At 68.3% G+C, this 26,856-nt stretch carries 26 protein-coding genes; 15 read left to right on the top strand and 11 right to left on the bottom strand.

Translation table 11 applies throughout. The features are described from left to right. Positions 1–34: 34 nt before the first annotated feature. Entirely contained in the window at positions 35–598 is a 564-nt protein-coding gene (gene infC, locus ABNQ38_RS25495) for a translation initiation factor IF-3 (protein WP_377808648.1), read from the top strand. A gap of 77 nt (positions 599–675) precedes the next feature. Here the strand turns inward: infC and ABNQ38_RS25500 are convergent, their stop codons facing one another. The 3 genes from ABNQ38_RS25500 to ABNQ38_RS25510 form a co-directional block, all read right to left on the bottom strand. Next, entirely contained in the window at positions 676–2,091 is a 1,416-nt protein-coding gene (locus tag ABNQ38_RS25500) for a CocE/NonD family hydrolase (RefSeq protein WP_377808649.1), read from the bottom strand. Between the two features lie 124 nt (positions 2,092–2,215). Beyond that, entirely contained in the window at positions 2,216–2,413 is a 198-nt protein-coding gene (locus ABNQ38_RS25505) for a DUF2783 domain-containing protein (RefSeq protein WP_377808650.1), read from the bottom strand. A 27-nt stretch (positions 2,414–2,440) separates the two neighbouring features. Next, a complete protein-coding gene (locus ABNQ38_RS25510; RefSeq protein ID WP_377808652.1) occupies positions 2,441–4,108 on the bottom strand; it encodes an FAD-dependent oxidoreductase in 1,668 nt (555 codons plus the stop codon). A gap of 274 nt (positions 4,109–4,382) precedes the next feature. On the opposite strand from ABNQ38_RS25510, the gene ABNQ38_RS25515 reads away from it, so the two are divergent. Next, the gene (locus tag ABNQ38_RS25515) at positions 4,383–5,012 is read left to right on the top strand and encodes a transferase hexapeptide repeat family protein (RefSeq protein WP_377808653.1); all 630 of its coding nucleotides are present in this window, start codon (positions 4,383–4,385) and stop codon (positions 5,010–5,012) included. 9 nt (positions 5,013–5,021) lie between these two features. On the opposite strand, the gene ABNQ38_RS25520 is transcribed toward ABNQ38_RS25515, so the two are convergent. Beyond that, positions 5,022–5,567 carry a MarR family winged helix-turn-helix transcriptional regulator gene (locus ABNQ38_RS25520; RefSeq protein ID WP_377808654.1) on the bottom strand — a complete coding sequence of 182 codons (546 nt, stop codon included), beginning with the start codon at positions 5,565–5,567 and terminating at the stop codon, positions 5,022–5,024. Positions 5,568–5,725: 158 nt separating this feature from the next. Between ABNQ38_RS25520 and ABNQ38_RS25525 the strand changes: the two genes are divergently transcribed. The 3 genes from ABNQ38_RS25525 (at position 5,726) to ABNQ38_RS25535 (ending at position 10,313) form a co-directional block, all read left to right on the top strand. Then, the gene (locus tag ABNQ38_RS25525; protein ID WP_377808655.1) at positions 5,726–6,850 is read left to right on the top strand and encodes a homogentisate 1,2-dioxygenase; all 1,125 of its coding nucleotides are present in this window, start codon (positions 5,726–5,728) and stop codon (positions 6,848–6,850) included. Positions 6,851–6,899: 49 nt separating this feature from the next. Continuing rightward, the gene (locus ABNQ38_RS25530; RefSeq protein WP_377808656.1) at positions 6,900–7,916 is read left to right on the top strand and encodes a fumarylacetoacetate hydrolase family protein; all 1,017 of its coding nucleotides are present in this window, start codon (positions 6,900–6,902) and stop codon (positions 7,914–7,916) included. 312 nt (positions 7,917–8,228) lie between these two features. Next, positions 8,229–10,313 carry a methyl-accepting chemotaxis protein gene (locus ABNQ38_RS25535; protein ID WP_377808657.1) on the top strand — a complete coding sequence of 695 codons (2,085 nt, stop codon included), beginning with the start codon at positions 8,229–8,231 and terminating at the stop codon, positions 10,311–10,313. A gap of 30 nt (positions 10,314–10,343) precedes the next feature. On the opposite strand, the gene ABNQ38_RS25540 is transcribed toward ABNQ38_RS25535, so the two are convergent. From ABNQ38_RS25540 to paaX, 4 genes are all read right to left on the bottom strand, one after another. Then, positions 10,344–11,396, bottom strand: a complete 1,053-nt coding sequence (locus ABNQ38_RS25540; RefSeq protein WP_377808658.1) for a 2Fe-2S iron-sulfur cluster-binding protein — start codon at positions 11,394–11,396, stop codon at positions 10,344–10,346. A gap of 120 nt (positions 11,397–11,516) precedes the next feature. After that, complete coding sequence (locus tag ABNQ38_RS25545) at positions 11,517–12,545, bottom strand: hypothetical protein (protein WP_377808659.1); 1,029 nt, start codon at positions 12,543–12,545, stop codon at positions 11,517–11,519. A gap of 253 nt (positions 12,546–12,798) precedes the next feature. Further along, complete coding sequence (locus tag ABNQ38_RS25550) at positions 12,799–13,284, bottom strand: BLUF domain-containing protein (protein ID WP_377808660.1); 486 nt, start codon at positions 13,282–13,284, stop codon at positions 12,799–12,801. Between the two features lie 131 nt (positions 13,285–13,415). Next, complete coding sequence (gene paaX / locus ABNQ38_RS25555) at positions 13,416–14,360, bottom strand: phenylacetic acid degradation operon negative regulatory protein PaaX (protein ID WP_377808661.1); 945 nt, start codon at positions 14,358–14,360, stop codon at positions 13,416–13,418. 439 nt (positions 14,361–14,799) lie between these two features. On the opposite strand from paaX, the gene ABNQ38_RS25560 reads away from it, so the two are divergent. The 7 genes from ABNQ38_RS25560 (at position 14,800) to ABNQ38_RS25590 (ending at position 23,037) form a co-directional block, all read left to right on the top strand. After that, complete coding sequence (locus ABNQ38_RS25560) at positions 14,800–15,966, top strand: ABC transporter substrate-binding protein (RefSeq protein ID WP_377808662.1); 1,167 nt, start codon at positions 14,800–14,802, stop codon at positions 15,964–15,966. 269 nt (positions 15,967–16,235) lie between these two features. Beyond that, entirely contained in the window at positions 16,236–17,111 is an 876-nt protein-coding gene (locus ABNQ38_RS25565) for a branched-chain amino acid ABC transporter permease (protein WP_377808663.1), read from the top strand. A gap of 13 nt (positions 17,112–17,124) precedes the next feature. Next, positions 17,125–18,072 (top strand): branched-chain amino acid ABC transporter permease, encoded by a 948-nt coding sequence (locus tag ABNQ38_RS25570; RefSeq protein WP_377808664.1) that lies wholly within the window; start codon positions 17,125–17,127, stop codon positions 18,070–18,072. Then, positions 18,069–18,893 (top strand): ABC transporter ATP-binding protein, encoded by an 825-nt coding sequence (locus ABNQ38_RS25575; protein WP_377808665.1) that lies wholly within the window; start codon positions 18,069–18,071, stop codon positions 18,891–18,893. Before ABNQ38_RS25570 ends, ABNQ38_RS25575 begins: the two co-directional genes overlap by 4 nt. Positions 18,894–18,905: 12 nt before the next feature. After that, entirely contained in the window at positions 18,906–19,610 is a 705-nt protein-coding gene (locus tag ABNQ38_RS25580) for an ABC transporter ATP-binding protein (protein WP_109048004.1), read from the top strand. A 51-nt stretch (positions 19,611–19,661) separates the two neighbouring features. Next, positions 19,662–20,312: a maleylacetoacetate isomerase gene (gene maiA, locus ABNQ38_RS25585; RefSeq protein ID WP_377808666.1), complete on the top strand. Its 651-nt coding sequence runs from the start codon at positions 19,662–19,664 to the stop codon at positions 20,310–20,312. Positions 20,313–20,472: 160 nt separating this feature from the next. After that, entirely contained in the window at positions 20,473–23,037 is a 2,565-nt protein-coding gene (locus ABNQ38_RS25590; protein WP_377808667.1) for an ATP-binding protein, read from the top strand. A gap of 111 nt (positions 23,038–23,148) precedes the next feature. Here the strand turns inward: ABNQ38_RS25590 and ABNQ38_RS25595 are convergent, their stop codons facing one another. Further along, positions 23,149–24,096: an EamA family transporter gene (locus tag ABNQ38_RS25595; protein ID WP_377808668.1), complete on the bottom strand. Its 948-nt coding sequence runs from the start codon at positions 24,094–24,096 to the stop codon at positions 23,149–23,151. A gap of 235 nt (positions 24,097–24,331) precedes the next feature. On the opposite strand from ABNQ38_RS25595, the gene ABNQ38_RS25600 reads away from it, so the two are divergent. From ABNQ38_RS25600 to ABNQ38_RS25610, 3 genes are all read left to right on the top strand, one after another. Beyond that, positions 24,332–24,922, top strand: a complete 591-nt coding sequence (locus tag ABNQ38_RS25600) for a hypothetical protein (protein ID WP_377808669.1) — start codon at positions 24,332–24,334, stop codon at positions 24,920–24,922. A gap of 40 nt (positions 24,923–24,962) precedes the next feature. Continuing rightward, positions 24,963–25,148 (top strand): hypothetical protein, encoded by a 186-nt coding sequence (locus tag ABNQ38_RS25605; protein ID WP_377808670.1) that lies wholly within the window; start codon positions 24,963–24,965, stop codon positions 25,146–25,148. 175 nt (positions 25,149–25,323) lie between these two features. After that, complete coding sequence (locus ABNQ38_RS25610; protein WP_377808671.1) at positions 25,324–26,088, top strand: cold-shock protein; 765 nt, start codon at positions 25,324–25,326, stop codon at positions 26,086–26,088. A gap of 17 nt (positions 26,089–26,105) precedes the next feature. Here ABNQ38_RS25610 and ABNQ38_RS25615 read toward each other — a convergent pair whose 3' ends face one another. Both ABNQ38_RS25615 and ABNQ38_RS25620 read right to left on the bottom strand, forming a co-directional pair. Beyond that, the gene (locus tag ABNQ38_RS25615; protein ID WP_377808672.1) at positions 26,106–26,372 is read right to left on the bottom strand and encodes a DUF2934 domain-containing protein; all 267 of its coding nucleotides are present in this window, start codon (positions 26,370–26,372) and stop codon (positions 26,106–26,108) included. 32 nt (positions 26,373–26,404) lie between these two features. Continuing rightward, a complete protein-coding gene (locus ABNQ38_RS25620; protein ID WP_377808673.1) occupies positions 26,405–26,839 on the bottom strand; it encodes a CBS domain-containing protein in 435 nt (144 codons plus the stop codon). Between the last annotated feature and the right edge of the window lie 17 nt (positions 26,840–26,856).

A 26,856-nucleotide genomic window follows, 5' to 3' on the forward strand; every position in this document is an offset into this window, starting at 1 on the left:
CCGCCGGCCGCTTCTCTGGACGGCCGGCTTCCACGTGGTCTCAGACCATGGAGAAGCGTCCATAGCCAGGATCACGTCCGAAGCCGCCCCGACCCGCGATGGCCCGCGGGTTAACCGGGAGATCTCGGCTCGTTCCGTCCGTCTCGTCGGTGCAGATGGCGAGATGATCGGGGTGGTGTCGTTGCGCGATGCTTTGCTGGCTGCCGAGGACGCCGGTCTCGATCTGGTCGAGATCGCTCCCCAGGCGGAACCGCCGGTCTGCAAAATCCTCGACTATGGCAGGTTCAGGTACGAGGCGCAGAAGAAGGCGAACGAGGCCCGCAAGAAGCAGAAGATCATCGAGATCAAGGAGATCAAGCTCCGGCCGAACATCGATGACAACGACTATGACGTGAAGATGCGCTCGGCGCGCCGTTTCCTTCAGGAAGGCGACAAGGTCAAGGTGACCCTGCGTTTCCGCGGCCGTGAAATGGCGCACCAGGATCTGGGTATGAATGTGCTGGTCCGCGTCCGCGACGAGTTGGAGGCGCTGGCGAAGGTCGAGCAGATGCCGAAGCTCGAAGGCCGTCAGATGGTTATGGTGCTGGCACCGCGCTGACCCGTGGTGACGTTGTGAAAAAGGCCCGTCCGGGATGCCGGACGGGCCTTTTCATTTGCGGTGACGAGGCTGGCGCCTCAGCGCAGCGGCCGGTCGTCGACAATCACGACATAGCAGGTGTGGCGGGTGAATTTGGCGCAGTTGTCGAGTGCGGCGCGGCGGGCGGCGTCCTCGCTCGGCATGCCGGCCTTCCAGCCGAAGGCGCCGTCCTGCGACACGGCGAAGGCCTTGCGTCCGGCCGCCGAGACATAGGCATCGAACTTCTCGCGTCCGGCGGCGGACAGTTCCGGCGGCGGCTCCAGCCTGACGCGCGTGCCGCGCGGCCCATCCGGCGCGACGGCCATCGGGGCGGCCATTGGAGCGGCAGCCGCCATGTCGGCGGCACCGCCGGCCGGACGGTCGTTGAGATAGGCGACGCGGCAGCCCTTCTGGGTGTGCGACATGCAGTTTTCCAGGGCACCCTTCTGCGCCTCGTCCAGGCTGCGCAGGCCGGACTTCCAGCCGAAGGCGCCGTCGGGCGAGACGGCGAAGGCCTTGTTGCCGCCGGCTTCGACATAGGCGGGGAACTTGGCCCGGTTGGCGGCCGACAGTTCCGGCGGCGGCGGGAGGGCTGGCAGCGAGACCATGATCGGCGTGCCGCGCGGAGCCAGCCCGGTCTTCGTCAGGAAGCCGTCGACCATCGGCGTCCATTGCGGGATGGCGGCGCTGAAGAAGAAATGCCCGTCCTTGCCATTCGGCGGTGCGGCGACGAATTCCGCCCGCCCGCCCGCCTGGGTGAAGGCCTCCCACAGGCGCCGGGCGAGGTCGGGGCCGAAGAACAGGTCGTTCTCGGCATAGATCCACAGGGTGGGAACGCGCGACGTGCGGCCCATCGCGCCGAAGGCGCCGATCAACCGGTCCTCCTGGCAGACCTGATTGTCGGCGATGGAGCCGCGGCCGCCGGCGAAGCTGATGACCGCCTTCAGTCCCGGCGGCGGATCGGCGCTGAGCGCGATGCTGGCGAGCCCGCCGGCCGACACGCCCACCGCCAGGATGCGGCTGGCGTCGGCGAAGGGTTGCGCCGCCACGTAACGGATGGCCTGCCGCAGATCCTCGGCGCTCTGGCGGGCGGAGCGCAGATAGTCCGGGTTGTTGCAGGGGCCGGTCGTTTCGCTGTAGGGACCGTCCGACCCGCCATAGCCGCGCCGCATCACCGCCACCACGGCCCAGCCGCGCCGCGCGAACTCGCGTGCTTCCGGCAGGTAGCGCAAGGGCGTCATCTGCGCCCGCTCCGCCGCGTCGCGCGGCGTGCCGTGGCTGAGGATGGCGATGGGGTAGGGGCCAGGCCCGTCCGGCCGCAGCAGCATCGCCTCCAGCGTGGCGGATGTGCCGTCGGGGAAGCGCGCCGGGATCGGCAGCGCCGTCTGCGTCAGACCTTCGGCCAGGGCGGAGCCGCAGCACAGCAGCAGGAAGAGCGGGGCGAACAGGCGCCGCAGGATCATGGCGGGAATCATGGGCTGGCGCAGTCTCCGCAAGGGAAGGGCTCTTGCGCCTTTGTACGCCATCTTGGACTTGGCGTCAGCGGAGAGGTGAAAGGGAAGGGGCGGCTGACGACTGCCCCCTCCCCGACCTTTCCCTCTACTCCATCCCCTGCCGCGCCGCGCGCAGCGCCTCGGCCAGAACCTCCGCGTCGCCGATGTGGTTGGCGAGCAGCAGGATCAGCTTGGCGTTCAGGCGGGTGCTCTGCTCGGGGGTCAGATCGCGGTGGCTGTCGATCAGCAGCTGGTAGACGTCGTCCGGGCTGGCGAAGCGCTGCTCGGTCATCAGTTTGGCCATGGGAGGGGCTCCGGAAATATCGGGGAATCAGCGGCCGACCGCGTGGCCGACCGCGCGGTCCAGCGCGGCGGACAGCGCCGCGGCGTCGAAGCGGCGCCAGCGGGCGGCGATGTGCTGGTCGGGGCGGATCAGATAGACGCTGTCAGGGGTCAGGTCATAACGCTCGCGCAGGCGGCCGGCGCTGTCCACCAGCTCCCCGGCGATGCCGCGGCGGCGGTCGGTCACCGCGTGCCAGGCCAGGGGCAGCGGCCCGGCGGCAAGGCCGCCCAGCGCCTCCGCCACCTCCGCCGGGACCGGCCCATCGCCTGCGGCGTAGAGCACGGTGAAGCGGCCGTCCAGCGCCTCCATCAGCCAGCCGGACTGGCCGTCACGCTCCACCGGCGCGTCAGTGGCGGGAGCGCCGGGCACCATCCTGCCGGCGAAGCTGTCGCTGTCCGGCGTGTTCAGCCGGCTGTCGGTGTAGGTGGTGGGGGTCGACAGGCGGCCGGAGTTGACCAGCGCGCGGGCGAAGGGCCGGTCGACCGCCAGTTCCAGCACGGCGTCGCGGAAGACGTGGCTCATCTCGCTCTTCGGCGTGATGAAGTCGGTGGAGCGGGTGGAGTTCAGGATGTTCTCCTTCGCCGCCGCCACCCGTTCATCGCTGTAGCTGTCCAGCAGCGACTCCGGTGCCTTGCCGTCCAGCACCAGCGCCAGCTTCCACACCAGATTGTCGGCATCGGGCACGCCGCTGTTGGCGCCGCGGGCACCGAAGGGCGAGACCTGATGGGCGCTGTCTCCGGCGAACAGGATGCGGCCATGGCGGAATTGCTCCAGCCGGCGGCACTGGAAGGTGTAGACCGACACCCATTCCAGTTCGAACGGCGTGTCGGTGCCCAGCATCGCCTGGACGCGCGGGATGACCCGCTCCGGTTTCTTCTCCTCCTCGGGATCGGCATCCCAGCCCAGCTGGAAATCCAGGCGCCAGACATTGTCGGGCTGCATGTGCAGCAGGGCCGACTGCTTGCGGTGGAAGGGCGGGTCGAACCAGAACCAGCGCTCCGCCGGGAAGTCGGCCTTCATCACCACATCGGCGATCAGGAAACGGTCCTTGAACACCTCGCCCTGGAACTCCAGCCCCAGCATCTTGCGCACCGACGACTTGGCGCCGTCGCACGCGATGACCCAGCCGGCCTCGACCGCATGGACGCCGTCGGGCGTCTCGACCTGAAGAACGACATGGTCGGCCCCCTGCTTGGCGGAGACGACGCGCGACAGCCAGCGCAGGTCGATCAGGTCGCTCTTCAGGGCCTCCGTGACCAGGAAATCCTCCAGGTAATATTGCTGGAGGTTGATGAAGGCCGGGATCTTGTGGTCTGGCTCCGGCAGCAGGTCGAACTGGTAGACCATGCGGTCGCCGTTGAAGACCTTGCCGATCTTCCACACGACTCCCTTGTCGATCATGCGCTGGCCGACGCCCAACCGGTCCCACACCTCCAGCGCGCGCTTGGCGTAGCAGACGGCGCGGCTGCCGACGCTGACGGTGTCCTCGGCATCCAGCACGACCACCGGCACGCCCTTGCGCGCGAAATCGAGTGCCGCGGTCAGCCCGACCGGGCCGGCGCCGACGATCACCACCGGATGGCGCCGGACGCTGCCGGTGCGCTGTTCGTCGGAGGGTGTGAAGCTGTATTTCGGATAGCTGAAGGTCGCGTGCATTGGGCGTTTCCTCCCCCGGAAACCAAGATCGGCGAAAAGCGTGACTGGGCGCGTTGGCGGATTGTTATTGTTTCCAACGATACAGTTTCATTTGATACCAATCAAGCCCTGGCATCGCTCCCGGCAAGGGATCTAGTGAAGCGATACATGCATCTTCACTATGGCTGAAAATCAGTATCGCGTACAGCCTGCGGCGGTGTAGCCTTGCAGCAAAAGATCGGCCGCAGACAGCCGAACAAGACAGCCGAACAGTGACACCGAGGAACGCCCGCTCATGACCGCCTTTCCCACCCTGCCGCGCCCGACCGTCTATGCCATCGATGGCGTGATCCCGGTCATCGACCCGACCGCCTTCGTCCATCCCTCCGCCGTGCTGATCGGCGACGTGGTCGTCGGACCCGGCTGCTATGTCGGCCCCTGCGCCAGCCTGCGCGGCGATTTCGGCCGGATCGTGCTGCACCGGGGCAGCAACGTTCAGGACAACTGCACGCTCCACGCCTTCCCGGGCCATGACGCCATCGTCGAGGAGGACGGCCATGTCGGCCATGGCGCGGTCCTGCACGGCTGCATCGTCCGCCGCAACGCGCTGGTGGGCATGAATGTGGTGGTGATGGACGGGGCGGAGATCGGCGAGGAGTCGATCGTCGCCGCCATGGCCTTCGTCAAGGCCGGCTTCGTCGTGCCGCCGCGCACGCTGGTTGCCGGCCTGCCGGCCAAGGTGATGCGCGAACTGCGCCCCGACGAGGTCGCCTGGAAGTCGGAGGGGACGGAGGAGTACCAGCGCCTTGCCCGCCGCTCGCTCGCCACCATGGTCGCCTGCTCAGCTCTGGAGGCGGAGGAACCCGGCCGCGGCCGCGTCGATGCCGGCACCAGCCAGCCGCTGCACAAGGTGAAGGGGGGCTGACCGGCTTCCTTACTCGCCCGCCGGCTCCGCCTGCGCGCCAACCGGCGCCGGGCGGGTGGCGAGCTGGTCGGCGCGGGCCTGGAGCTTGGACAGCAGCGTGTCGAGCTGCGCCCGCTCGTCGATCGACAGGGCGTCGGTGACCTCTTCCTCGTAGGTCAGCGCCATCGGCACGATCTCCGCATAGATCGCCAGCGCCTTGGGCGTCAGGGTCAGCAGGGCCTTGCGCCGGTCGGTGTCGCCCGATTCGCGCAGGATCAGCGCCGAATCCAGCATGCGGCTGATGGCGCGGCTGACCTGCACCTTGTCCATCGCCGTGCGCTGGGCGATCTCGCCTGCGCTCATCGTCTCGCCGCCACCCAGCACGGCGATGATCCGCCATTCCGGGATCGTGATTCCGAACCGCTTCTCGTACAGCTTTGCCAGCGTGTGGCTGACCGTGTTGGCCAGCACCGACAGCCGGTAGGGCAGGAAGCGCGTCAGATGCAGCGCCGGCAAATCCGTCTGGCCGGATGCGGAACTGGGGGAGGCGGTGCGGGAACGGCGGGCAGGCGGCATCGGCGGCGCATCGTCTGTAGGGAGGGTCGCGGGTGCCCCATCCTGCGCTGTAATTTGGCGCTTGCAACAGTTTCAAACGAAACTAAAATGGCGGCAACGGAACAAGCCTGCCGGCGCCCGATGCGGAAACGTCCGGCGGCAGTGAGTGGGGAAGCGCCATGAAGAACTGGATTTCGTTTCCGAAGGTCGAGGGCACCGCGTCGCGTCAGGCCCATGTCCGGCTTCCCGCCGGCACCTACGAGCGCGAGATGGGGCGCGAGGGCTTCTTCGGCCCGGCGACCCAGATGCACCATGCCCACCCGCCGACCGGCTGGACAAGCTTCGACGGGCCGCTGCGCCCGCGCGCCTTCGACCTGAACCATGTCGACCACATGCCCGGCTGCCCGCTGGAGGCGCCGGCCCTGATGGGCAACGGGGCGACCCAGCTGCGGCTTTGGCGCTTCAAGGGCAGGATGGACCATCTCGTCCGCAATGCCGACGGCGACGATCTGCTGTTCTTCCACCAGGGCGGCGGCCACCTGTTCTGCGACTATGGCCATCTTGAGGTGCGCGAGGGCGACTATGTCGTGCTGCCGCGCAATACCTGCTGGCGGCTGGAGACGGACGAGGCCGTGATGGTGCTGATGGTGGAGGCCACCAACGACGCCTACAAGCTGCCGCACAAGGGGCTGGTCGGCACCCACGCCATCTTCGATCCGGCGGTGCTGGACGTGCCGGCGCTGGACGACGCCTTCCAGGCGCAGAAGCACGAGCGCGAGACGCTAGTCCGGGTGAAGAAGCGCGGACAGATCTGCACCATGACCTATCCGTTCAACCCGCTGGACGCGGTGGGCTGGCATGGTGACCTCGCCCCGGTGCGGCTGAACTGGCGCGACATCCGGCCGCTGATGAGCCACCGCTACCATTTGCCGCCCTCGGCGCATAGCACCTGGATCGCCGGGCGCTTCATCGTCTGCACCTTCGTGCCGCGGCCCATCGAGTCGGACCCGGAGGCGCTGAAGCTGCCCTACTACCACTCGAACGAGGATTTTGACGAGGTGCTGTTCTATCACCGCGGCCAGTTCTTCTCGCGCGACAACATCCATCCCGGCATGGTCACCTACCACCCCTCGGGCTTCCCGCACGGGCCGCACCCGAAGGCCTACGAGGTGGCGCAGAAGTTCGAGCGCAAGGAGACCGACGAGGTCGCGGTGATGATCGACACCCGCGATCCGCTCGACGTCTATCAGGCGATGGAAGGCGTCGAATGGGGCGGCTACGCCGACAGCTGGAAGGCGAAATGAGCGGCCTTAAGGCCGCCGGACGCTGAATTCCGAGGAAGGGAAGAGACGAATGAAGCTGGCAAGTTTGAAGGCGGGCGGGCGCGACGGCACCCTGGTCGTGGTGTCGCGCGACCTGACCCGCGCCGTCCCGGTGCCGGAAATCGCCCGCACGCTGCAGGCGGCGCTGGACGACTGGACGGCGCTGGCGCCGAAGCTGGAGGAGGCCTATCGCGCGCTGAACGCCGATCCGTCCTCCGGCCGGCCCTTCGACCCGGCGCTGGCGGCCGCGCCGCTGCCGCGCGCCTACCAGTGGGCGGACGGGTCGGCCTACGTCAACCATGTGGAACTGGTCCGCAAGGCGCGGGGGGCAGAGATGCCGCCCAGCTTCTGGACCGACCCGCTGATGTATCAGGGCTGTTCCGACAGCTTCCTGGCGCCGACCGACCCGATCCCGGCGGCGACCGAAGCCTGGGGCATCGATTTCGAGGCGGAGATCGCCGTCATCACCGGCGACGTGCCGATGGGCGTTTCGGCCGAGGCGGCGCGCGGGCAGATCAGGCTGCTGATGCTGGTTAACGACGTCAGCTTGCGCAACCTGATCCCGGCGGAACTGGGCAAGGGCTTCGGCTTCTTCCAGTCCAAGCCGGCCTCCAGCTTCTCCCCCGTCGCAGTGACGCCGGACGAGCTGGGCGAGTCCTGGGACGGCGCCAAGCTGCACCGCCCGCTGGTGACGACGCTGAACGGCGAGCCCTTCGGCAAGCCGGATGCCGGCGTCGACATGACCTTCGACTTCCCGACGCTGATCGCGCATGCCGCCAAGACGCGCCATCTGGCAGCCGGCAGCATCGTCGGCTCGGGCACGGTGTCGAACAAGCTGGACGGCGGTCCCGGCAAGCCGGTCGATGCCGGCGGCGTCGGCTATTCCTGCCTTGCTGAGCTTCGGATGATCGAAACCATCGAGCATGGCGCGCCGAAGACCCCCTTCATGCGCTTCGGCGACCGGGTGCGGATCGAGCTGTTCGACGCCGCCGGCGCCAGCGTGTTCGGCGCCATCGACCAGCAGGTGGTGCGGTACGACGGGCCATAAGAGGCGGCTTCCGCACCGGTGCTCGGTCATTGTCCTGGGTGTGGGACAAGACGCTGGCGGGGCTTCTTCGCTCCGCCAGCGCGCTTTTTTCGCAGTTGCACCAATATCGCCCGCTTGGTCACTCAGGCATGGATTCTGGTCCGGAATCGATCCAAAGGTTGCGCCGCCAATCGCCAAATCATGAGAATTGACGTGCCTTCCAACCGTTATCGATTATAAGGTGCCGCCCCTTACCCCTATTTGGCACCGCCTTGGCGCTATTCCGGAACATTTGGCCCGGAGCGCTTGGCGGACCGGGAAAAGGCGTGCGGCATGAAGGCTCGGTTCAGGACGAAGATCATCATCGGCGTGGCGGCGGTTCTGGCTGCGGGCGCCGCCGCGGTGACGGCGGTGTCGCTCACCCTGTCGCGCGATGCCGGGCACAAGGCCGCCCAGACCCTGGCGGCCGAGATGGCGGACCGCCATGGCGCGCGGGTCGCCGCCGACCTGTCCGCCGCACTCGACGCCGCCCGTGCCGCTGCGGCACTTGTGGAGGTCGAACGGTCCACCGGAACCCCGCGGCGCGAAACGGTGAACCGCTACCTGGCTCGTGTGGCGGACGCCAACCCGCTCTATGCCGGGGTGTGGGTGGACATGGCCGACGACGGATTCGACGGCCGGGATGCGGCGTTCGCCGACCATGACCGCTCGACCGAGATTCTCGGTCTGCCCAAGACCGGCCGGATGAGCCTGCTGTGGCTGCCGGGGGACAAGGGGGTCCATGCCGACGACAGCGAGGGCTATCCCTTCTCCGACGTGCAGGAGAAGGAATATTACAAGTCGGCCGCCGCCGCTCGAAAGCCGGTCCTGACCGAGCCCTATCTCGACGACTTCACCAAGCGGCTGATGACCAGCGCCGCGGCGCCGGTGATCGACGGGACGGCAGGCGGGGGACGGGTGATCGGCGTCACCGGGGTCGACATGGCGCTGAGCGGCCTGACCGACCTTGTCCGCTCGGTGAAGCCATATGGCGACGGTTTCGCCGCGGTGCTGACCGGCTCCGGCCTCTATGTCGCCCATCCCGACGACGGCAGGCTGTCGAAGACCGCCGACGACCTGCCGGAGGCCGCCCGCCGCGCCGTCGCCGAGGGCCGCGCTTTCGACGGCCTCGTCACGCTGGCCGGGGCGCCGCATTACCTGCGGCTGGCGCCGGTGCGCTTCTCCGGCGTGGAGGGGGCCTGGTCCTTCATGGTGGCGGCACCGCAATCCAGCGTGATGGCCGATGCGAACCGGCTCGCCGTCCTGATCGTGCTGGTCAGCCTGGGCTGCGTCGCGCTGGGATGCGTGGTGGCCTGGAAGGTCGGTGACGGCATCGCCCGGCCGGTCAGCGCCGTCACCGTTGCCATGGACCGGCTGGCGGCCGGCGATCTGGCGGTGACGGTGCCGGGTGCCGACCGCGACGACGAGGCCGGCGGCATGGCCCGCGCCGTCGAGGTGTTCAAGGAGGGACTGGTCCGGGCAAAGGAGCTTGACCGCCAGCAGCAGGCCGACTGGCATGCCAAGGAGGCCCGCGTCGCGGCCCTGGCCGATTTGCAGAAGAGCTTCGAGGTCCGCGTCGGCGGCCTGACCGGGGCGCTGGCCTCGTCCGCCCAGCAACTCGAATCGACCGCCCGCGCCCTGACCGGCATCGCCGACCAGAGCCTCGGCCGGTCGGAGCAGGTGGCCGCCTCCGCCAGCGCTGCCGCCGACAGCGTGCAGACCGCCGCCGCGGCGACGGAGGAATTGTCCGCCTCGGTCCAGGACATCGGCCGGCAGGTGGCGGACTCTGCCCGCATCGCCGATGCCGCGGTGTCCGACGTGAAGCGGGCCGACGAGGCGGTCACCGTTCTGGCGGAGAGCGCCGAACGGATTGGCGCCGTGGTGGAACTGATCAACTCCATCGCTGGCCAGACCAACCTGCTGGCGCTGAACGCCACCATCGAGGCGGCGCGCGCCGGTGAGGCAGGCAAGGGCTTCGCCGTCGTGGCGTCGGAGGTCAAGGGCCTCGCCAACCAGACCGCCAAGGCGACCGAAGACATCGTTGCCCAGATCAAGGGCATCCGCGATGCGACGCAGGAGGCGGTGACCGCCGTCCATGGCATCAACGAGACCATCGCCCAGGTCAGCCGCATCGCGTCGGGGATCGCCGCGGCGGTGGATCAGCAGGCGGCGGCGACCCAGGAGATCGCCCGCAGCGTGATCCGGGCGGCCGACGGGGCGCGGGAGGTCAGCGGCGGCATGGGCAACATCCGGGCGGGTGCCGGCGAAACCGGTGTGGCCGCCGACCAGCTGCTTGCCGCCGCCGCCGCGCTTGCCGGCCAGTCGAAGGACCTGACCCGCGAGATCGACGGCTTCATCGCCGGCGTCCGCAAGGCCTGAGCCCGCAAGGCCTGTGGGGCCTGTTTCCCGTTATCCCACCGCCATCAGCCGGTCGGCCGGCAGCGTTTCCGGGATGTGCTGCGAGACATAGCCTTCGCTGTGGAGCTGGTCATCCCTGGCGCCCAGCGCCCAGGCGGCGGCGACGCAGGACTCGACGAAGGCGGGGCTGCCGGCGGTGAAGATGGCGTGGCCGGACAGGTCGGGGAACAGGCTGGGCAGGATGGCGGGGATGCGGCCTGTCAGATGGCCGGCAGCCTCCTCCCGCGTCAGGGTCACCTTGACCTTGAAGTTGCGGTATTTGGCCTGCCAGTAGCTCAGCAGGCCCAGCTCATACACGTCGGCCCGCGTGCAGGCGGAGAACAGCAGCGTCACCGGCGGGCGGTAGCCGCGGCGCAACGCCGCATCGGTCAGCGCCAGGATGGGCGCCAGGCCGGAGCCGGCGGCCATGCACAGCACCGGGCTGTCCACCGACGGGTCGCCGATGAAGGTGCCGTAGGGGCCGGACAGCTTGACCATGCTGCCGACCGTCAGCGTGTCGTGGATCCAGCCGCTGGTCGGGCCGCCGTCGACGCGGGTCACCTGCAGCACGATCTCGCCGTCCGGACGGGGCGCGTTGGCGATGGAATAGCAGCGCGGCGGCGCCCCGGCGGCGGCATCGCCCAGCATCACATACTGGCCCGGCCAGTAGCGCAGCGGCTGGCCCAGCGGGCGCAGGCGCAGTTCCACGATGCGCGGCGTGCGCGGGATGCGGTCGGTGACGATGAACAGCACGTTCTCGCGCGGCGGGAACAGCTTGGGCTGGGCGTCGGCGGTGCCGTATTCGATCACCAGCTCGTCGGAGATCGGCTTGGCCATGCACATCAGGCCATAGCCGTCCTTCCGCTCGGGCTGGGACAGCGCCATGTCCAGAACCATGCCCTGGTCGAACTGGCCGCTGAGGACCTTGACCTTGCATTCGCCGCAGGCGCCGGCGCGGCAGTTGTTGGGCAGGGCGTAGCCGGCCTGTTCCAGCGCCGACAGGACGGTCTCGCCGTCACGGCACTCGACCGTGCGGCCCGAGGGGTGGAGGCGGATGCGGCTCACCGGCGGGATCCTTGGGCGGGATTGGAGATGGGCGGGATTGGAGACGCGGGGGCGCGATGCCCCCTCCCTGACCCTCTGAGAAGGGCAGGGAGGGGGAGGGGAGCGTTCAGGCGGGCTTGCTCAGAACACCGGGATGATCTCGTCCATGTCGACGTCCCGGACTTCTTCGCCGGTGATGCCGACCTCGGGGATGGCCGGGAACGGGATGTTGTATCGGTCCAGCACGCCCTTGAGGTTCAGCATGGCGTTGCGCCAGTTCTCCTTCTTCGCCTCGTAATCCGGGATGTGGAAGCCGGCATTGCGGGCGATGGCCTCGGCCTCGCGCTGGGTGGCGATGAAGTCGTCGGGCAGGTCCCAGAACCGGGGCGGCGGTTCGAACAGCACGGCGGACAGGAACAGGTAGCCGGCGCGGATCTGCTTGGTGATGATCGAGCGGTCCTCCACCGCCAGATGGGGATAGTCGCGCTCCATCACCGACATGCAGATCGCCATGTGGCGGCCCTCGTCGCGGCCGATATTGCGGAAGGCCTCCTTGAACACCGGCTCGCTGCAACCGGCCGCCATCTGGTGGAAGATGGTCGCCGCCGCGATCTCGCCCATCAGGAAGGAGCTGAACAGCACGGCCAGCGAGTATTTCGGAACCGCCTTCTTGTAGCCGTCCCAATAACGCCCGCCATTGTAGTAGAGCCAGTGGGCGTTTTTCTGCAACCGGCGGCCGAGATCGGTCTTAGGCTCGTAGGTCAGCGGGCTGGTGGCCTCCAGAAGCTTGGTGATGGCGAGGCCGCACATCTGCTCGTGATTCTGCTCGTCGCGGGTGACCGAGAAGAAGCAGCGGCGGACGGGGTCCTCCTCATGCACCTCGTAGGTCTTGATCAGGGCATGGGCGAAGACCGGCGGCGCGGAGGCGTCGAACACCGACAGGATGGTCCACCAGTAGGCGATGGCCTCCCGCTCCTCCCAGCTGTAGCGCGACACGTCGAAGCTGTCCCAGGGCAACTTGGCCGGGTCCCAGTTCTCGCGCTGGGCAGCGGCATAGACCTCTTCCAGCTTCTTGGTTTGCGACACCCAGGACAGCGGGTAGACGTTCGGCTGCGGCGTGGCGGGGGGCAGCTCCATCGTGTTGGCGATGGGGGTGTAGTCCTTGGACATGGGGGCGTTTCCTCCGGGGCATTTCGGCGGGCGCTCACATTTCCATCGGCGCCCTATGGTCTTTATATGACACAGAAAAAATGCAATATCAACAATATGTGTATCGTTTTAAATCGGGAAGAATGCCCAGCTAATCCATTGTTTTGAAAAACATAAGTGTGGGAAAGCGACGAATCGATCCAGATCAATTCGTTCGCTCAAACAACAAAAATCGCGGGGTGGGTATCGGGATGCCCGGCGGGCAGGGCCGCGTTCAGGACCGGACGAGGACGGGAATGTTGCCGCGCACCATGTCGCGGGCGGCGGGGTCGACATCGGCGACGATGCAGGCGTGCATGTAGGCGCGGCTCAGCACATCGCGCGCGAAGCCGACCCCGTGCGACCGTTGCCGGAATTCCTCGCTCAGCATCGGAGTGCCGAAGATCGCCTGCCAGAAGGTCGGCGTGTCGAGCGGGCCGAAATTCATCGCCCAGAAGCCGAATTCGGCGGCCTCGCCCGAAGTCTCCCGCAGCAGCGGCGTCACGTCGCGATGGCGCGGGTCGACGACGATGCGGGCGAACAGCCGGTCCACCACCTCCGCTTCGCCTTCCAGAACCTGGAGGAAGATGCCCCCGAACTCGACCAGGAAGCCGGTAATGCCCTGTTCAGAGTTCTTGCGGGCGCTGAACAGACAGATGTCGGCAAGCGCACTGTAGGGAAGCCGGTCGATGGCCTCGCTGCGGTAGACGATGGTCAGCATCGACAGCGTTCCAGCCTTCGGTCGATTGGGGACGATCGTCGACTGTATCGCCTTTTTCTGGGCCTGATGTGTGGTGTTTTGGTGTGACTGCTCCCAGGACGCGGGAATTGCCCGATCCGGGAATGCTTATATTAGCTGGCGGCAATGGTCTCCAGCCCGCCGAACCGGCTCTGGAAGGCGGGCTGGGCTTCCGGCAAGGGGCCGTTGGCGGTGGTCGCCGCCTGCATCAGGAAGGCTTCCGATGGGCTGGCGAGGCGGCGGTAGAGGTTGCGCGTCAGCATGCGCGATTCCTGTCCCGGCCAGTCCGCCGGCAACAGGTCGGGCGGCAGCATCGGGTCGCGCAGCAGGATGCGGCGGAAATCGTGGATCATCAGCGTGCGCAGGACGAAGCAGGCGGCCGGGTCGGGCGCCTCAGCGGCATCGACCGCCGCCCAGACCGGACGGAAGTGATCCAGAAACGCGGCATAGTCGTGTTCGAGCTGATCGATGTCCCAGCAGCCGCGCACCAGATCGCGCAATGCCCCGAAGCCCTCCGCCCGGTCCAGGCTGGCCTTCATGTGGACGATCCTGTCGGCCACGCCCAACTCCGCCAGCGAACGGTGCATCGCCGCCTCGTCGCAGTTGGGATGGGCGTAGACGGTGGCCGACGCGGCGCCGAAGCCCTGCCAGGTCAGTTCCCGTCGCAGGGCATCCCGCGTCTCGGCATCCAGCGCGTTGGGCGGCACCATCAGCAGGTCCCAGCCGCGGTCCCATTCGCGGGCCAGCGGGGCGTAGATCCGCCGCTCTGCCGCCGCGAAGCGTTCCTTCCCGCTCTCGGTGACGCGGTAGAAGCTGCGCCGGCCGATCTGGGTGTTGGTCAGCCAGTCGTCCTTGCACAGCCGGAAGACCGAGGTGCGGACGATCCGCTCGCTCATGCCGAACAGGCCCATCAACTCGATCAGGCTGCCCAGCCACAGCGATCCGCCATGCGGCAGAACCGCGTCGCCATAAACGGTGATGATCAGCGACTTCGCCCGCGGCGCAATGGTCTCGGTCAGCTGGGCGGCAAGGTCTTCGGGGCGGCGCGGGCGGGCCATGCGGAGGGGGCGTCCTTATCGATGCGGCTTTGAGTCGTGTGTCGAAGCGGGGGCGCGACGGAGTTGTATACGAAACCCGGGGCCGGTTGGGCCAGTGCCACGACGGCGCGGGCCGGGAGTGGAAAGCAGGACCGCCGCCGATAGGAGGCAACCCGGACTTTCCGTTTGACAATCATTAATGTGATACACTAGGTTGGCATCTCAAAGTAAATTTGTGTCATAAAACGAAATGACGGTTTCCCGGCGCCAAGCCGGAGGGATCGCAAAGAAAAGGGGAGGCAGGCGGCAACATCCGCAATTCGATTGTGGTTGTGCCCGCCGAAATTTTTCTTTCGAAACCATTTCGTTTGAAACATTATGTGAGACAAATCGTTCCGCAGCGCCGGGATCGGGCCGCCGCCCGGTCCGGCGACAAGCGGGACAGCATTGGGAGGACATCATGCGCAATCGCCTGCTTGCCACCATCGCCTTCACCGCCATGACGGCCATGACGGCGGTGTCCGGTCTGACGCCGGGGGCCGCCCAGGCCGCGGACCCGATCAAGATCGGCGCCATCGTCTCGGCCACCGGCCCGGCCTCCTTCCTCGGCGACCCGGAGAAGAAGGTGCTGGAGCTGTATGCCGACCGCATCAACCAGGCGGGCGGTGTCGGCGGCCGGCCGGTGCAACTGACCGTCTATGACGACGGCGGTGCCGCCGACAAGGCGGCCTCCTTCACCAAGCGGCTGATCGAGAGCGACGGCGTCGACGTGATCGTCGGCGGCACCACGACCGCGGCGACCATGGCGGCGGTGCCGCTGGTGGAACGCGCCGGCGTGCCCTTCATCTCGCTGGCCGGCGCCGTGGTGATCGTCGAGCCGGTGAAGAAGTGGGTGTTCAAGACCCCTCACACCGACCGCATGGCGGCGGAAAAGGTGATGGAGGACATGAAGAAGCGCGGGCTGACCAAGCTGGCGCTGCTGTCGGAGGACAGCGGCTTCGGCAAGTCGGGCCGCGAGCAGACCGTCGCCGTCGCCAAGGAGCGCGGGATCGAACTGGTCGCCGACGAGACCTACGGCGCCAAGGACACCGACGTCACCGCCCAGCTGACCAAGGTCAAGAACAACGCGGCCGCGCAGGCGGTGCTGGTGTTCGGCCTGGGCCAGGGGCCGGCGGTGGTGACCAAGAACTACCGCCAGCTCGGCATCTCGCTGCCGCTCTACCAGTCGCACGGTGTCGCGTCGAAGGAATACATCCGTCTGGCCGGTGGTGCCGCCGAGGGTGTGCGCCTGCCGGCCGCCGGTCTGGTCGTCGCGGCACAGCTGGCCGACAGCGACCCGCAGAAGAAGGTCGTGACCGAATTCACCAAGGTCTACGAAGACAGCTTCAGCACCGAGGTGTCGACCTTCGCCGGCCACGCCTATGACGGGCTGATGATCGCGCTGGACGCGGTGAAGCGCGCCGGCGGTACCGACAAGGCCAAGCTGCGCGACGCCATCGAGCAGACCAAGGGCTATGTCGGCACCGGCGGCACCGTGACCATGAGCGCCAAGGACCACATGGGCCTGACGCTGGACGCCTTCCACATGGTGGAGGTCAAGCAGGGCGATTGGGCGCTGGTGAAGTGACGAAAACTCTCCGTCGCGCGTAGCGTCCCTCTCCCGCCCCGGGAGAGGGAGGGAACCAGCCGAAGGCGGGGAGGGTGAGGGGGATCCAGGGATTGAACACTTGGATCCTTGCCGCACCCTCACCCTTCCCATGCTGCGCATGGGCCCCGAGGCCGCTCGCAAGTCTCGCGGCCGCATTCCGCCTACGACCGCCTTCGGCGCTCGTCCGGCCTGCGGCCGTCGGCTCCATGCCCTCTCCCGGATCGGGATAGGATCACAGGAACCCAACGATGTTCGCGGAACTGCTGCAATATCTGCTGTCGGGGCTGACCATCGGCGCGATCTATGCGCTGGCGGGGCTCGGCTTCTCGATCATCTACAACGCCAGCCACGTCATCAACTTCGCCCAGGGCGAGTTCATCATGATCGGCGGCATGGCGTCGGCCACCCTGACGGCGTCGGGCGTGCCGCTGCCGCTGGCGATCATGATCGGCTGCGGCGGCGCCATGCTGGTCGGCGTCCTGGTGGCGAAATTCGCGGTCGAACGCGCCCGCAACGCCTCCACCGTCACGCTGATCATCATCACCATCGGCGCGTCGATCTTCCTGCGCGGCGTCGCCGAACTGGTCTGGGGCAAGGACTTCAAGCGGCTGGACGCCTTCTCGGGCGAGACGCCGATCCAGATCATGGGCGCCTCGATGCAGCCGCAGTCGCTGTGGGTGGTGGGCACCGCGGGCGTGCTGATTGTCGCCATCGGCCTGTTCTTCGCCCGGACGCTGACCGGCAAGGCGATCCTCGCCACCTCGCACAACCGCTTGGCCGCACAGCTGGTCGGCATCGACGTGAAGCGGGTGGTGCTGGCGTCCTTCGCGCTGTCGGCGGCGCTGGGTGCGGTCGGCGGGGCGGTGGTGGCACCCATCACCTTCTCCTACACCGAGATGGGCATCATGCTGGGGCTGAAAGGCTTCACCGCCGCGGTTCTGGGCGGGCTCGGCCACGGGCCGGGCGCCGTTGCCGGCGGGCTGATCGTCGGCGTCGCCGAGGCGCTGGGCGCCGGCTACATCTCGTCGGCCTACAAGGATGCGGTGGCCTTCGTCATCATCCTGGCCGTCCTCCTGTTCATGCCGAACGGGCTGTTCGGCAAGCGCGGCACCGAACGGGTGTAAGGATTTATCTCCGATGAACGCACTCCTTCACGGGCGGCTGACCGGGCTTCTGGCGCTGGGCGCGGTGATCGCGGTCCTGCCGGCCTTCCTGCCCAACAACTTCTATCTCGACATCGCCATCCTGGCCGGCTTCAACGCCGTGGTCTGCGTCGGGCTGAATTTGTTGATCGGCTATGCCGGGCAGATCAGCCTGGGCCATGCCGGCTTCTTCGGCATCGGCGCCTACGCGTCCGGCGTGCTGGTCGGCACTTACGGCTGGCCGCCGATTGTGGCGCTGCTGGCCGGCGCCGCCTTCGTCGGGCTGCTGGCCTTCCTGGTCGCCAAGCCGATCCTACGGCTGAAGGGCCATTACCTCGCCATGGCGACGCTCGGCATCGGCATCATCGTGTCCATCGTGCTGCGGACCGAAAGCGGCCTGACCGGCGGTCCCGACGGCATGATAGTGGAGCCGTTCAAGATCTTCGGCGTCGAGCTGTATGGCGAGAAGGCCTGGTACTGGGTGGTCGGGGTGCTGCTGGTCGGCGTGGTCTGGCTGTCGCTGAACCTGATCGACAGCCCGATGGGCCGGGCACTCCGCGCCGTCCACGGGTCCGAGGTGGCGGCCGAGGTGGTCGGCGTCGACACCGCGCGCTTCAAGGTGCTGGTCTTCGTGCTGTCGGCGGTGTTCGCCAGCGTGGCGGGCAGCCTGTTCGCCCACTATGCCGGCCTGATCACCCCGGCCAAGGCCGACTTCTTCAAGTCCATCGAGCTGGTCACCATGGTGGTGTTCGGCGGCATGGCCTCGACCTTCGGCGCCGTCGTGGGTGCGGTGGTGCTGACGCTGCTGCCGCAGGCGCTGACGATCTTCCAGGATTACCAGCAGATCGTGCTGGGCGGCATCCTGATGGCGACGATGGTGTTCATGCCCAAGGGGCTGCTTCCCACCCTGGCGGCGCTGCTCCCGGCGCGGAGGCGGGCATGAAGATGCTGGCGACCACAGACCTCTCCCCGGACATGACCGCACAGGCCCGCCGCGTCGGCCCGCCGATCCTGAAGGTGGAGCATCTCAGCCGCGAGTTCGGCGGCGTGCTCGCCATCGGCGACCTCAGTTTTTCCATCGCGGCCGGCGACATCCATTCGATCATCGGGCCGAACGGGGCGGGTAAGACCACCCTGTTCAACCTTGTGACCGGCGTCTACAAGCCGTCGGGCGGCCGGGTGCTGTTCGACGGGGCCGACGTGTCGGGCATGGCGCCCTACAGGCTGGCGGCCCGCGGCATGTCGCGCACCTTCCAGAACCTGCAGATCTTTTTCAACATGACGGCGCTGGAAAACGTCATGGTGGGGCGGCACCTGCATCTGAACACCCGGCTGCTGCCGGCGCTGTTCCGCTTCCCCTCGCTGGTGCGCAAGGACCGCGAGGCGAAGGACCGGGCGGCGCAGCTGATGGCCGATGTCGGGCTGGAGAAGTATGTCGACGCCGACGCCGCCTCCATGCCCTACGGCGCGTTGAAGCGTCTGGAGATCGCCCGCGCGCTGGCGTCGGAGCCGAAGCTGCTTCTGCTCGACGAGCCGGCGGCCGGCCTGAACGCCACAGAAAGCCGCGAGATCGACGAGGTGATCAAGACGGTCGCGGCCAGCGGCGTGACCATCGTCCTGGTGGAGCATGACATGAAGATGGTGATGGGCATCTCGCACCGGATCACCGCGCTGAACCAGGGCCGCATGCTGGCCGAGGGCACGCCGCAGGAGGTGGGGGCCAACCCGGACGTCATCGCCGCCTATCTCGGCGCCGCACCGTAAGGAGGGCCACCCATGCTTCTGGAGATCGAGGGCCTCAACAGCCATTACGGCCGCATCCACGCGCTGAAATCGGCCAGCCTGACCGTGCGGGAGGGCGAGCTGGTGGCGCTGGTCGGCGCCAACGGGGCCGGCAAGACGACGCTGCTGCGCACCTTGTCCGGCGTCCACCCTGCCAGCAGCGGGCGCATCACCTTCGACGGCTGCGACATCACCCGGATGAAGGCGTCGCGCCGCGTCGCCGAAGGGGTGGTGCAGGTGCCGGAGGGCCGGCAGCTGTTCGGGCCGCAGAGCGTGGAGGACAATCTCCGCCTCGGCGCCTACCGCCGGGGCAGCGGCAAGCCGGACGACGACATCGACCGGCTGTACGAGATGTTCCCGGTTCTGAAGGTCAAGCGCGACCAGCCCGCCGGCACCCTGTCGGGCGGCCAGCAGCAGATCGTCGCCCTTGGTCGCGCGCTGATGGCGAAGCCGCGCCTTCTTCTGCTCGACGAACCCAGCATGGGGCTGGCGCCGCTGCTGGTCGCGGAGATCTTCGACGCCGTGCAGCGGCTGAAGCGCGAGGGCACGACCATCCTGCTGGTCGAGCAGAACGCCCATGCGGCACTCGCCATCGCCGACCGCGGTTATGTGATCGAGACCGGCGAGATCGTGCTGAGCGACAGCGGTGCCGCCCTGCTGAGCAACGAGCGGGTGCGGCAGGCCTATCTGGGGCTGTGATAGGGTCCCGCATCCGATCATCGCCGCGACACTTCAACGGACACACACCCCTTGAAACTCCACACCTACTTCCGTTCCTCCGCCGCCTACCGCGTGCGCATCGCCCTGAACCTGAAGGGCCTGACGCCGGACCAGGCCTTCGTCCATCTGCGCAAGGGCGAGCAGGCCAAGCCGCCCTATTCCGACCTCAACCCGGAACATCTGGTGCCGGCGCTGGAGGTCGACGGGCCGGACGGTCATCATGTGCTGACCCAGTCGCTCGCCATCATCGAGTATCTGGACGAGACGCATCCCACCCCGGCGCTGTTGCCGGCCGATCCGCTGGGCCGGGCGCGGGTGCGAGCGCTCGCCCTGGCGGTGGCCTGCGACCTTCACCCGCTGAACAATCTGCGGGTGCTGAACCACCTGAAGACCATGGGCCACGGCCAGGAGGAGGTCGACGGCTGGTACCGGCACTGGATCGCCGTCGGCCTGACCGCGCTGGAGGCACAGCTGGCCGGCGATCCGCGCACCGGCCGCTTCTGCCATGGCGACGAGCCCGGTCTGGCCGACATCCTGCTGGTGCCGCAGATGGCGAACGCCCGCCGCCTGGACTGCCCGCTGGACGGCTATCCCACGCTGTTGCGCATCGACGCGGCCTGCCGCGCCCTGCCGGCCTTCGTAGCCGCCCTTCCGGACCGCCAGCCCGACGCCGAGGCCTGAGGCACCGCCACCTGCCGGCAGGGCAAGCCCGACCTTTGTCCCCGCCAGATCACACTTTTCCGGTTGGTGTTAGCGGTTTCGCGACATCCTTCCGTGGTATAGAGGTAGCGGGAAATCGGGTGAGGACGGCGGCCGGGCGATGTTGGGCAACTTCTCTTCGATGGCGTACGATCTTGCCGAGAACATCGCGGCGAGCGCCTTCGTCGTTCTTGCCTACACGTTTCTGATCCGCCGCTCCGGCGGCTGGAGCCTGTACACCCGCCAGATCGTCTTCGGCGCGGTGATGGCGCTGACCGCCATCTTCTCGATGGTCCACCCCATCCATATCGGGCCGGGCATCTTCATCGACGCGCGGGCTCCGCTGATCGGGCTGAGCGCGCTGTTCGGCGGTCCGCTCTCCTCCGCCATCACCGCCGCGACGGTCGCCGGATACCGCATCTTCCTGGGTGGGGTGGGGATGGAGGCCGGCGTCGCCAACGCGCTGCTGTCCTTCCTGACCGGCGTCGGCTTCGCGATGTGGTCGAAGCGGCGCGGGGTGGCGATGGGCGTCGGTCCGCTGCTGGGCTTCGGGCTGCTGCTGACGCTGCTGTCGACGTCGACCCTGCTACTGCTGCCCACATGGGACCTTGCTTTGCAGGTGGGGCAGCGCACGGCGCCGGCGCTCCTGGCCATCATCCCGCTCGGCACCCTGTTCCTGGGCGGCCTGCTGCTGCGCGAGCAGCGCCAACACGACGCCGAACGGCGGTTGGGCGAAAGCGAGGCGCGGTACCGCCTGCTGGCCGACAACGCCACCGACATGATCCTGGAGATGAAGGCCGACGGGGCGGTGCACTACCTGTCGCCGTCGGTGCGCGACATTCTGGGCCACGATCCGGCGGAGATCGTCGGCTCCGCCCCGGCCAACCTGCTGCACCCGGACGATCTGGAGAGTGCGGCGATGGCCTTCGCCGGGTTGCAGCCGGGATCGCCCCCCGTCACCTTCACCCACCGGCTGCGCCACCGCGACGGTCACTACCTGTGGGTCGAGTCCAGCATGCGGCCGACGGTGGGGTCCGACGGCGGCTTCGTGGTGGTCGGCGTGGTGCGCGACGTGACCGAGCGCAAACGCTACGAGGAGGAACTATCCGCCGCCCGCGCCGAGGCGGAGGCGGCCAACCGCGTGAAGTCGGAATTCCTGGCGTCGATGAGCCATGAGATCCGCACGCCGCTGAACGGCGTCATCGGCTTCGCCGACCTGCTGCTCGGCACCGAGCTGACGGCGGAACAGCGCCAGTATGTGTCGCTCCAGCGCGAGGCCGGGCGCGGGCTGCTGGCGATCATCGGCGACATCCTGGATTATTCGAAGATCGAGGCCGGCAAGCTGGAACTGGAGGAGCGCGCCTTCGACCTGCACCGGCTGCTGCGCGACTGCCGCGACCTGATGAGCAATGCCGCCTCGCAGAAGGGGCTGCTGCTGCAACTGTCGCTGGGCGGCACCGTTCCGCGCTATGTCCGCGGCGACGAGGCGCGCATCCGCCAGATCCTGCTGAACCTCGTCGGCAATGCGGTGAAGTTCACCGAACGCGGCTCGGTGCTGGTGTCGGCCGGGCTGCTGTCGGGCCAGGGGGGCGGCGAGGGGGAGGCCGTTCCGGCCGCGCATGTGCGGCTTTCGGTCAGCGACACCGGCCCCGGCATCCCGGCGACCGATCAGGCCAACCTGTTCCAGCGTTTCAGCCAGGGCGACCGTTCCACCACCCGGCGCTATGGCGGCACCGGGCTCGGCCTCATCATCTCTAAGCAGCTGTCGGAGCTGATGGGCGGGCATATCGGCGTGCAGAGCAGCCCGGGGGTGGGCAGTACCTTCTGGTTCGAGCTGCCGCTGCCGGTCGCCACCGCGCCGGGGCTGTCCACCGTCGAGCGCAGAGATGCGGCACCCACCCGCAGCGCCCGCATCCTGCTGGCCGAAGACGTGCCGATGAACCAGATCGTCACCTCCTCCATTCTCTGCAAGGCCGGCCATACGGTCGAGGTGGCGGAGGACGGCATCCTGGCGGTGGAGGCGATGCGCCGCGGCGAGTTCGACCTCGTCCTGATGGACATGCAGATGCCGCGGATGGACGGCCTGCAGGCGACTGCGGCGATCCGTCAGCTTGGCGGGCGGCGCGGCGCCGTGCCCATCATCGCGCTGACCGCCAACGCACTGACCGATCAGCTCCAGCTTTGCCTGGATGTCGGGATGAACGACCATGTGACCAAGCCGATCGAGCGCGACACGCTGCTGTCCGCGGTCGGCCGCTGGCTCGAGGCCGGGACGGATGGGATGTTGCCGGAGGGGGATGCCGTGGAAGAGGCGACGGTGCTGGCCGGGGTGGCGACGGTGTCGGACAGCGCGCCGGTGCTGAACCGTGCCACGCTGGACACGCTGGCCGAAACGCTGGGCGCGGACGTGCTGCCCCGCTTCATCGCCGGAACCTTGGCCGAACTGGCCCTGCGCACCGACCGCATCAGCGAGGCGGACTCGTCGAAGGCCGCCGCGGCCGACGCCCATGCCATGGTGTCGCTGGCCGGCAATGTCGGCCTATTGGAACTGTCGCGCACCGCCCGCAAGCTTCAGCATGCCTGCGAGCAGCAATGGCCGGACGAGCCGGTGCTGAAAGCCGACCTGCGCGACGCCGTCAACCGCGCCTCCTCGGCACTTCAGGCGGCGCTGCCCACGCTGGGCGTGGCGGTGGAGACGGCCCGCTGAGCCGCCCTCCTAGAGTCTGTCCAATGTTCATTGAAGCATCGGACAGGCTCTAAGCTTTTGGCATTTCGTGCGATTCACGCTTCAAGCGAGTCCGCTTGAACCGATCGCACTCTACCGATTGACGATGAGGGCGACGCCGGCAACCGCGACCGCGGCGCCGGCCCAGGCGCCCAGCGACGGGCGCTGACCGGTCAACAGCCACATCATCGGCAGGATCAGGACCGGGCTGAGCGCCGACAGGGTGGCGACCACCCCGGCATTGCCGTGGGCGAGCCCGACCAGCAGCAACGTCATCCCCAGCCCGACGCCGAGCAGCCCGTTGCCGGCGATCTGCAGCATCAGCTTCGGCGTCAGCCCGCGGGGGACCAGCAGCCCGCCGAGCCCACCGGCACCTGCCACCGCCGCGCCGCCGTTAACCCCGGCGCGAACCCCCTCGCGAACCGCCGACAGCACGCCGATGGCCGTGAACATCAGGGCCGCCGTGGTGACCCGCACCGCGGCCGATGCAATCGGATCGGCGCCCGCCGTCATCACCGGTTTGGCGATGATCGAGCCGGCGGCTTGACCGACCGCCGCCAGCAGGCAGACCGAAACGCCGGCCAGCAAATTGCCCTGGATCGCCTCCCAGCTGTGGGTGGAGCCGGAGCGCAGGGCCACCGCCAGCATCACCCCCAGCGTGACCAGCGCGACGCCCAGAACGGTCCATGGCCCCAGCGCCTCCCCCAGCAGGGCATAAGCGAGCAGGGCGGTTAGCGGCGCGTTGGCGGCATAGATCACCACGTTGCGGCGCGGTCCCAGCCGGCTGAGCGACCAGAACAGCGCCATGTCCCCCACCACGATCCCCAGCAGACCCGAGAGCGCCAGCGTCAGCGCGGCCCCGGTGTCCAGCGTCTGCCAGCCGCCCAGCAGGGTGGTGGCGACCAGCAGGGCCGCGGCGACGATGGTCAGGCGCACGCGGTTGAAGGCGATGGAGCCGAGCACCCGCACCGGTCCGATGGCGATCAGGCCGCCCGCGGCCCAGCATAGCGCCGCGCCCAGCGCGGCCATGTTGGCGATCATGATGGAAATGCGGACCGTTGGTTGAGAAGGGGGACAGGCACTCTACAGCCGACGCCCACTGCCTGCGAAATGAGCAAGATGCATGGCCGGGCAGATCTTCGGCCGGCCCGCCGGAACCGTGCCCGGTCCAAGACCGTTGATTCCATCGGAACACGCCCCCCGAGCGGGATCGTCATGGGCATGACCGGATGGACATGGTCAACCCAAGGGGCCAAACCCGAGGAGCACGCGACCGATGCGGACAAATTTCACAAGGTTCGGCCCCGTCGCCCTCGTCATGGCGGCCGGGCTCCTCGCTGCCCACGGGGCGGCGGCCCAGGCGAGTTGCGGCGCGATGGTGGACCAGTTCGCCGCCGATCTCGGCCTGTCGACCGACCCGCCGCCGGTCGCCGTCCCCGGTCCCGGTGGCGGTACCGGCACGCCCGGCTTGTCGGGCTCCACCCCACGCGACGAACCGGGGTCCGGCAGCGGCAGCGACCGGCTCGCCCAGTCCGGCGGCATGGTGGCGCCTCCCGCCGTCGGTGACCGGTCGGTGGTCGAACCACCGGCCATCGGCAGCAACATGCCGACCGCTCCGTCCATCAGTCCCCAGGCCAGTTCGCAAGCCGGCCCCCAGGCCGAGTCGCGGACGCCGCCTGACAGCGGTCCGGGCGGTTCCGGCGGCGGCGATGGCCTGATGGGGCAGGCGGCGCGGAACGCCCAGGTGGAATCGCTGGTCACCGCTGCCCGCAGCGCTGCCCGCGACGGCGACGAGACCCGTTGCATGACCAGCCTGAACGATGCCCGGCGCCTGTCGCGGACCGCCCCCGGTGGTCATGGCGGCTGATGGTATCGATTGCCTTATCAACGATTTTGAGGAACCGCGCATGATCTTTGAACTTGGACCCTATCCGCCTTCGCCGCCGCGCGAACCGTCGGTGCCGGATGACACGATGCCGGTGCCGGGCGATCCGGCGCGTCCGCCGCTGGGAGAACCGCCGGGCCCGATCCCGGTTCCGCCGCGCGAGCCGCCGCCGGCGCCAGACCGCCTGATGGACCGCCTGATGGGCTGAGATCCGTCCATCGGGCCCCATGGGTGTGCTATTTAACGGCCTGTCCGGCTTATTCGGAGCGGTCCCGACTTGCCAAGAGCGCGCGGACGGGCGATGTGTCAGGGGTTGGCGTCCACCTGTCCATGAGATGGACCGGCAAGGGCGCCGCTTCTGTTTGCCGGAGTTCGGGTTTCCCATGCACAATCAGCCGCCCCGCAGCCACGTCTATCGCCAGCCCAACGTCGTCGCCACCCAGGTGACGGCCACCGTGAAATGGTTCAACCCCGAACGTGGCTACGGCTTCGTCAAGGTCGGCGACAGCGGCAAAGACGCCCTGCTGCCGGCCTCGCTCGTCGTTCCCGCCGGCCATACCACGCTGCCGGACGGCGCCACCGTGGTCGTCGACCTCGTCGAGGATCGCAAGGGCCAGCAGGTCAGCGTCCTGCACTCCGTCGACCTCTCCACCGCCACGCCGGCCCGTCCCCAGGGGCGCGAGCGCAGCTTTGGGGACCGCGGCGATCGGGGCTTCGGTGACCGGGGTGGGGATCGGGGCGGTGACCGCGGCTTCGGTGCGCGCCGCGATGCCGGCGGTCCGCGCGACCGCGGCTTCGGCGACCGTGGTGGCGACCGGGGCGGCTTCCAGAGCCGCAACCAGGATCGCGGCTCCGACCGTGGCTTCCAGGATCGGGGCCAGGACCGCGGCTTCCAGGATCGTGGTGGCCCCCGCCGGCCGCAGCAGGCCAGCGGTCCGACCAGCGAGATGGGCGCCACGGTGAAGTGGTTCAACGGCGGCAAGGGCTATGGCTTCGCGCAGCCCGACGACGGTGGGCGCGACGTCTTCATTCCGGCCCGTGCGCTGGAGAGCGCCGGCCTGCGCGGGCTGGATGACGGGCAGCGCGTGCGCATGACCGTCCGCCAGGGCGAAAAGGGCATGGAAGCGGTCAGCCTCAAGATCGAGTGACCGCCTCCATCCGGTGATCAGCTGTCCGACGGAACCGAGGACTGGCCGAGATGCGCCGCTGCTTCCCGCTGGTTGCGGGCGGCGGCGTCATCGGGAACGGCCAGCCCGGCGTCCGGGCTGTTGACGCGAGGACCGCCGGAGTTGCGGCGGTCCTCCTCCTCGATCTCGCGGGCGGCCTGCGCCCAATGGTCGAGATGGCGGTCGTCGGGCCGCCCCTCCTCTTCCCAAAGCCGGTAGGCCCGTTCACGGACCCGCGGGTCGTCCGGACCCAATGTCTGTTCCATGATGGTCGGTTCCTGTTGTCGAGGGAGTTCGCTCAGGTCCGGTCCGGCTCGGAGGGGGAGGAAATCCGTTCCAGCGTGTCCTGGACCGCACGGTCGTTCTTGGCGTCGGTGGCAAGATCGCCCAGCGAGACGATGCCGGTCAGCCGGTCGTTGCGGTCCACCACCGGCACCCGCCGGATCTGCTGGCCGGCCATCAACTGGGTCACGCTGCCGACCGGGTCGTCCTCGTAGCAATAGCGGGGATTGGCGGTCATCACCTCCGACACCTTGCAGCGGTCGGGCTGCTTTCCGGCGGAGATCGCCCGGATGGTGATGTCGCGGTCGGTGACGACGCCGACCAGATCCCGTCCGTCGCAGACGGGCAGGATGCCGACGTTCAACTGGTCCATCAATTGCGCGGCCCGGCGGATGCTGTCGTCGGGCCGTACCGTCTGCACGTCGCGGGTCATGATCTCGCGGATTTTCATGCGGGGGCTTCCTGAAG

Origin of the sequence: Azospirillum sp. A29 (genome assembly GCF_042604625.1) — a bacterium.
Classification (GTDB): domain Bacteria; phylum Pseudomonadota; class Alphaproteobacteria; order Azospirillales; family Azospirillaceae; genus Azospirillum; species Azospirillum palustre.

Excerpts from the sequence above, each read along its gene's own strand:
- ABNQ38_RS25505 (WP_377808650.1), bottom strand. The coding sequence starts at position 2,413 with ATGGCCAAACTGATGACCGAGCAGCGCTTCGCCAGCCCGGACGACGTC.
- ABNQ38_RS25615 (WP_377808672.1), bottom strand. The coding sequence starts at position 26,372 with ATGGAACAGACATTGGGTCCGGACGACCCGCGGGTCCGTGAACGGGCC.
- ABNQ38_RS25620 (WP_377808673.1), bottom strand. The coding sequence starts at position 26,839 with ATGAAAATCCGCGAGATCATGACCCGCGACGTGCAGACGGTACGGCCC.
- ABNQ38_RS25580 (WP_109048004.1), top strand. The coding sequence starts at position 18,906 with ATGCTTCTGGAGATCGAGGGCCTCAACAGCCATTACGGCCGCATCCAC.
- ABNQ38_RS25550 (WP_377808660.1), bottom strand. The coding sequence starts at position 13,284 with ATGCTGACCATCGTCTACCGCAGCGAGGCCATCGACCGGCTTCCCTAC.
- ABNQ38_RS25590 (WP_377808667.1), top strand. The coding sequence starts at position 20,473 with ATGGCGTACGATCTTGCCGAGAACATCGCGGCGAGCGCCTTCGTCGTT.
- ABNQ38_RS25525 (WP_377808655.1), top strand. The coding sequence starts at position 5,726 with ATGAAGAACTGGATTTCGTTTCCGAAGGTCGAGGGCACCGCGTCGCGT.
- ABNQ38_RS25565 (WP_377808663.1), top strand. The coding sequence starts at position 16,236 with ATGTTCGCGGAACTGCTGCAATATCTGCTGTCGGGGCTGACCATCGGC.
- ABNQ38_RS25500 (WP_377808649.1), bottom strand. The coding sequence starts at position 2,091 with ATGATTCCCGCCATGATCCTGCGGCGCCTGTTCGCCCCGCTCTTCCTG.
- ABNQ38_RS25510 (WP_377808652.1), bottom strand. The coding sequence starts at position 4,108 with ATGCACGCGACCTTCAGCTATCCGAAATACAGCTTCACACCCTCCGAC.
- ABNQ38_RS25610 (WP_377808671.1), top strand. The coding sequence starts at position 25,324 with ATGCACAATCAGCCGCCCCGCAGCCACGTCTATCGCCAGCCCAACGTC.
- ABNQ38_RS25605 (WP_377808670.1), top strand. The coding sequence starts at position 24,963 with ATGATCTTTGAACTTGGACCCTATCCGCCTTCGCCGCCGCGCGAACCG.
- ABNQ38_RS25560 (WP_377808662.1), top strand. The coding sequence starts at position 14,800 with ATGCGCAATCGCCTGCTTGCCACCATCGCCTTCACCGCCATGACGGCC.
- ABNQ38_RS25570 (WP_377808664.1), top strand. The coding sequence starts at position 17,125 with ATGAACGCACTCCTTCACGGGCGGCTGACCGGGCTTCTGGCGCTGGGC.
- ABNQ38_RS25600 (WP_377808669.1), top strand. The coding sequence starts at position 24,332 with ATGCGGACAAATTTCACAAGGTTCGGCCCCGTCGCCCTCGTCATGGCG.
- ABNQ38_RS25545 (WP_377808659.1), bottom strand. The coding sequence starts at position 12,545 with ATGTCCAAGGACTACACCCCCATCGCCAACACGATGGAGCTGCCCCCC.
- paaX (WP_377808661.1), bottom strand. The coding sequence starts at position 14,360 with ATGGCCCGCCCGCGCCGCCCCGAAGACCTTGCCGCCCAGCTGACCGAG.
- ABNQ38_RS25575 (WP_377808665.1), top strand. The coding sequence starts at position 18,069 with ATGAAGATGCTGGCGACCACAGACCTCTCCCCGGACATGACCGCACAG.
- ABNQ38_RS25535 (WP_377808657.1), top strand. The coding sequence starts at position 8,229 with ATGAAGGCTCGGTTCAGGACGAAGATCATCATCGGCGTGGCGGCGGTT.
- ABNQ38_RS25530 (WP_377808656.1), top strand. The coding sequence starts at position 6,900 with ATGAAGCTGGCAAGTTTGAAGGCGGGCGGGCGCGACGGCACCCTGGTC.
- ABNQ38_RS25515 (WP_377808653.1), top strand. The coding sequence starts at position 4,383 with ATGACCGCCTTTCCCACCCTGCCGCGCCCGACCGTCTATGCCATCGAT.
- ABNQ38_RS25520 (WP_377808654.1), bottom strand. The coding sequence starts at position 5,567 with ATGCCGCCTGCCCGCCGTTCCCGCACCGCCTCCCCCAGTTCCGCATCC.
- ABNQ38_RS25595 (WP_377808668.1), bottom strand. The coding sequence starts at position 24,096 with ATGATCGCCAACATGGCCGCGCTGGGCGCGGCGCTATGCTGGGCCGCG.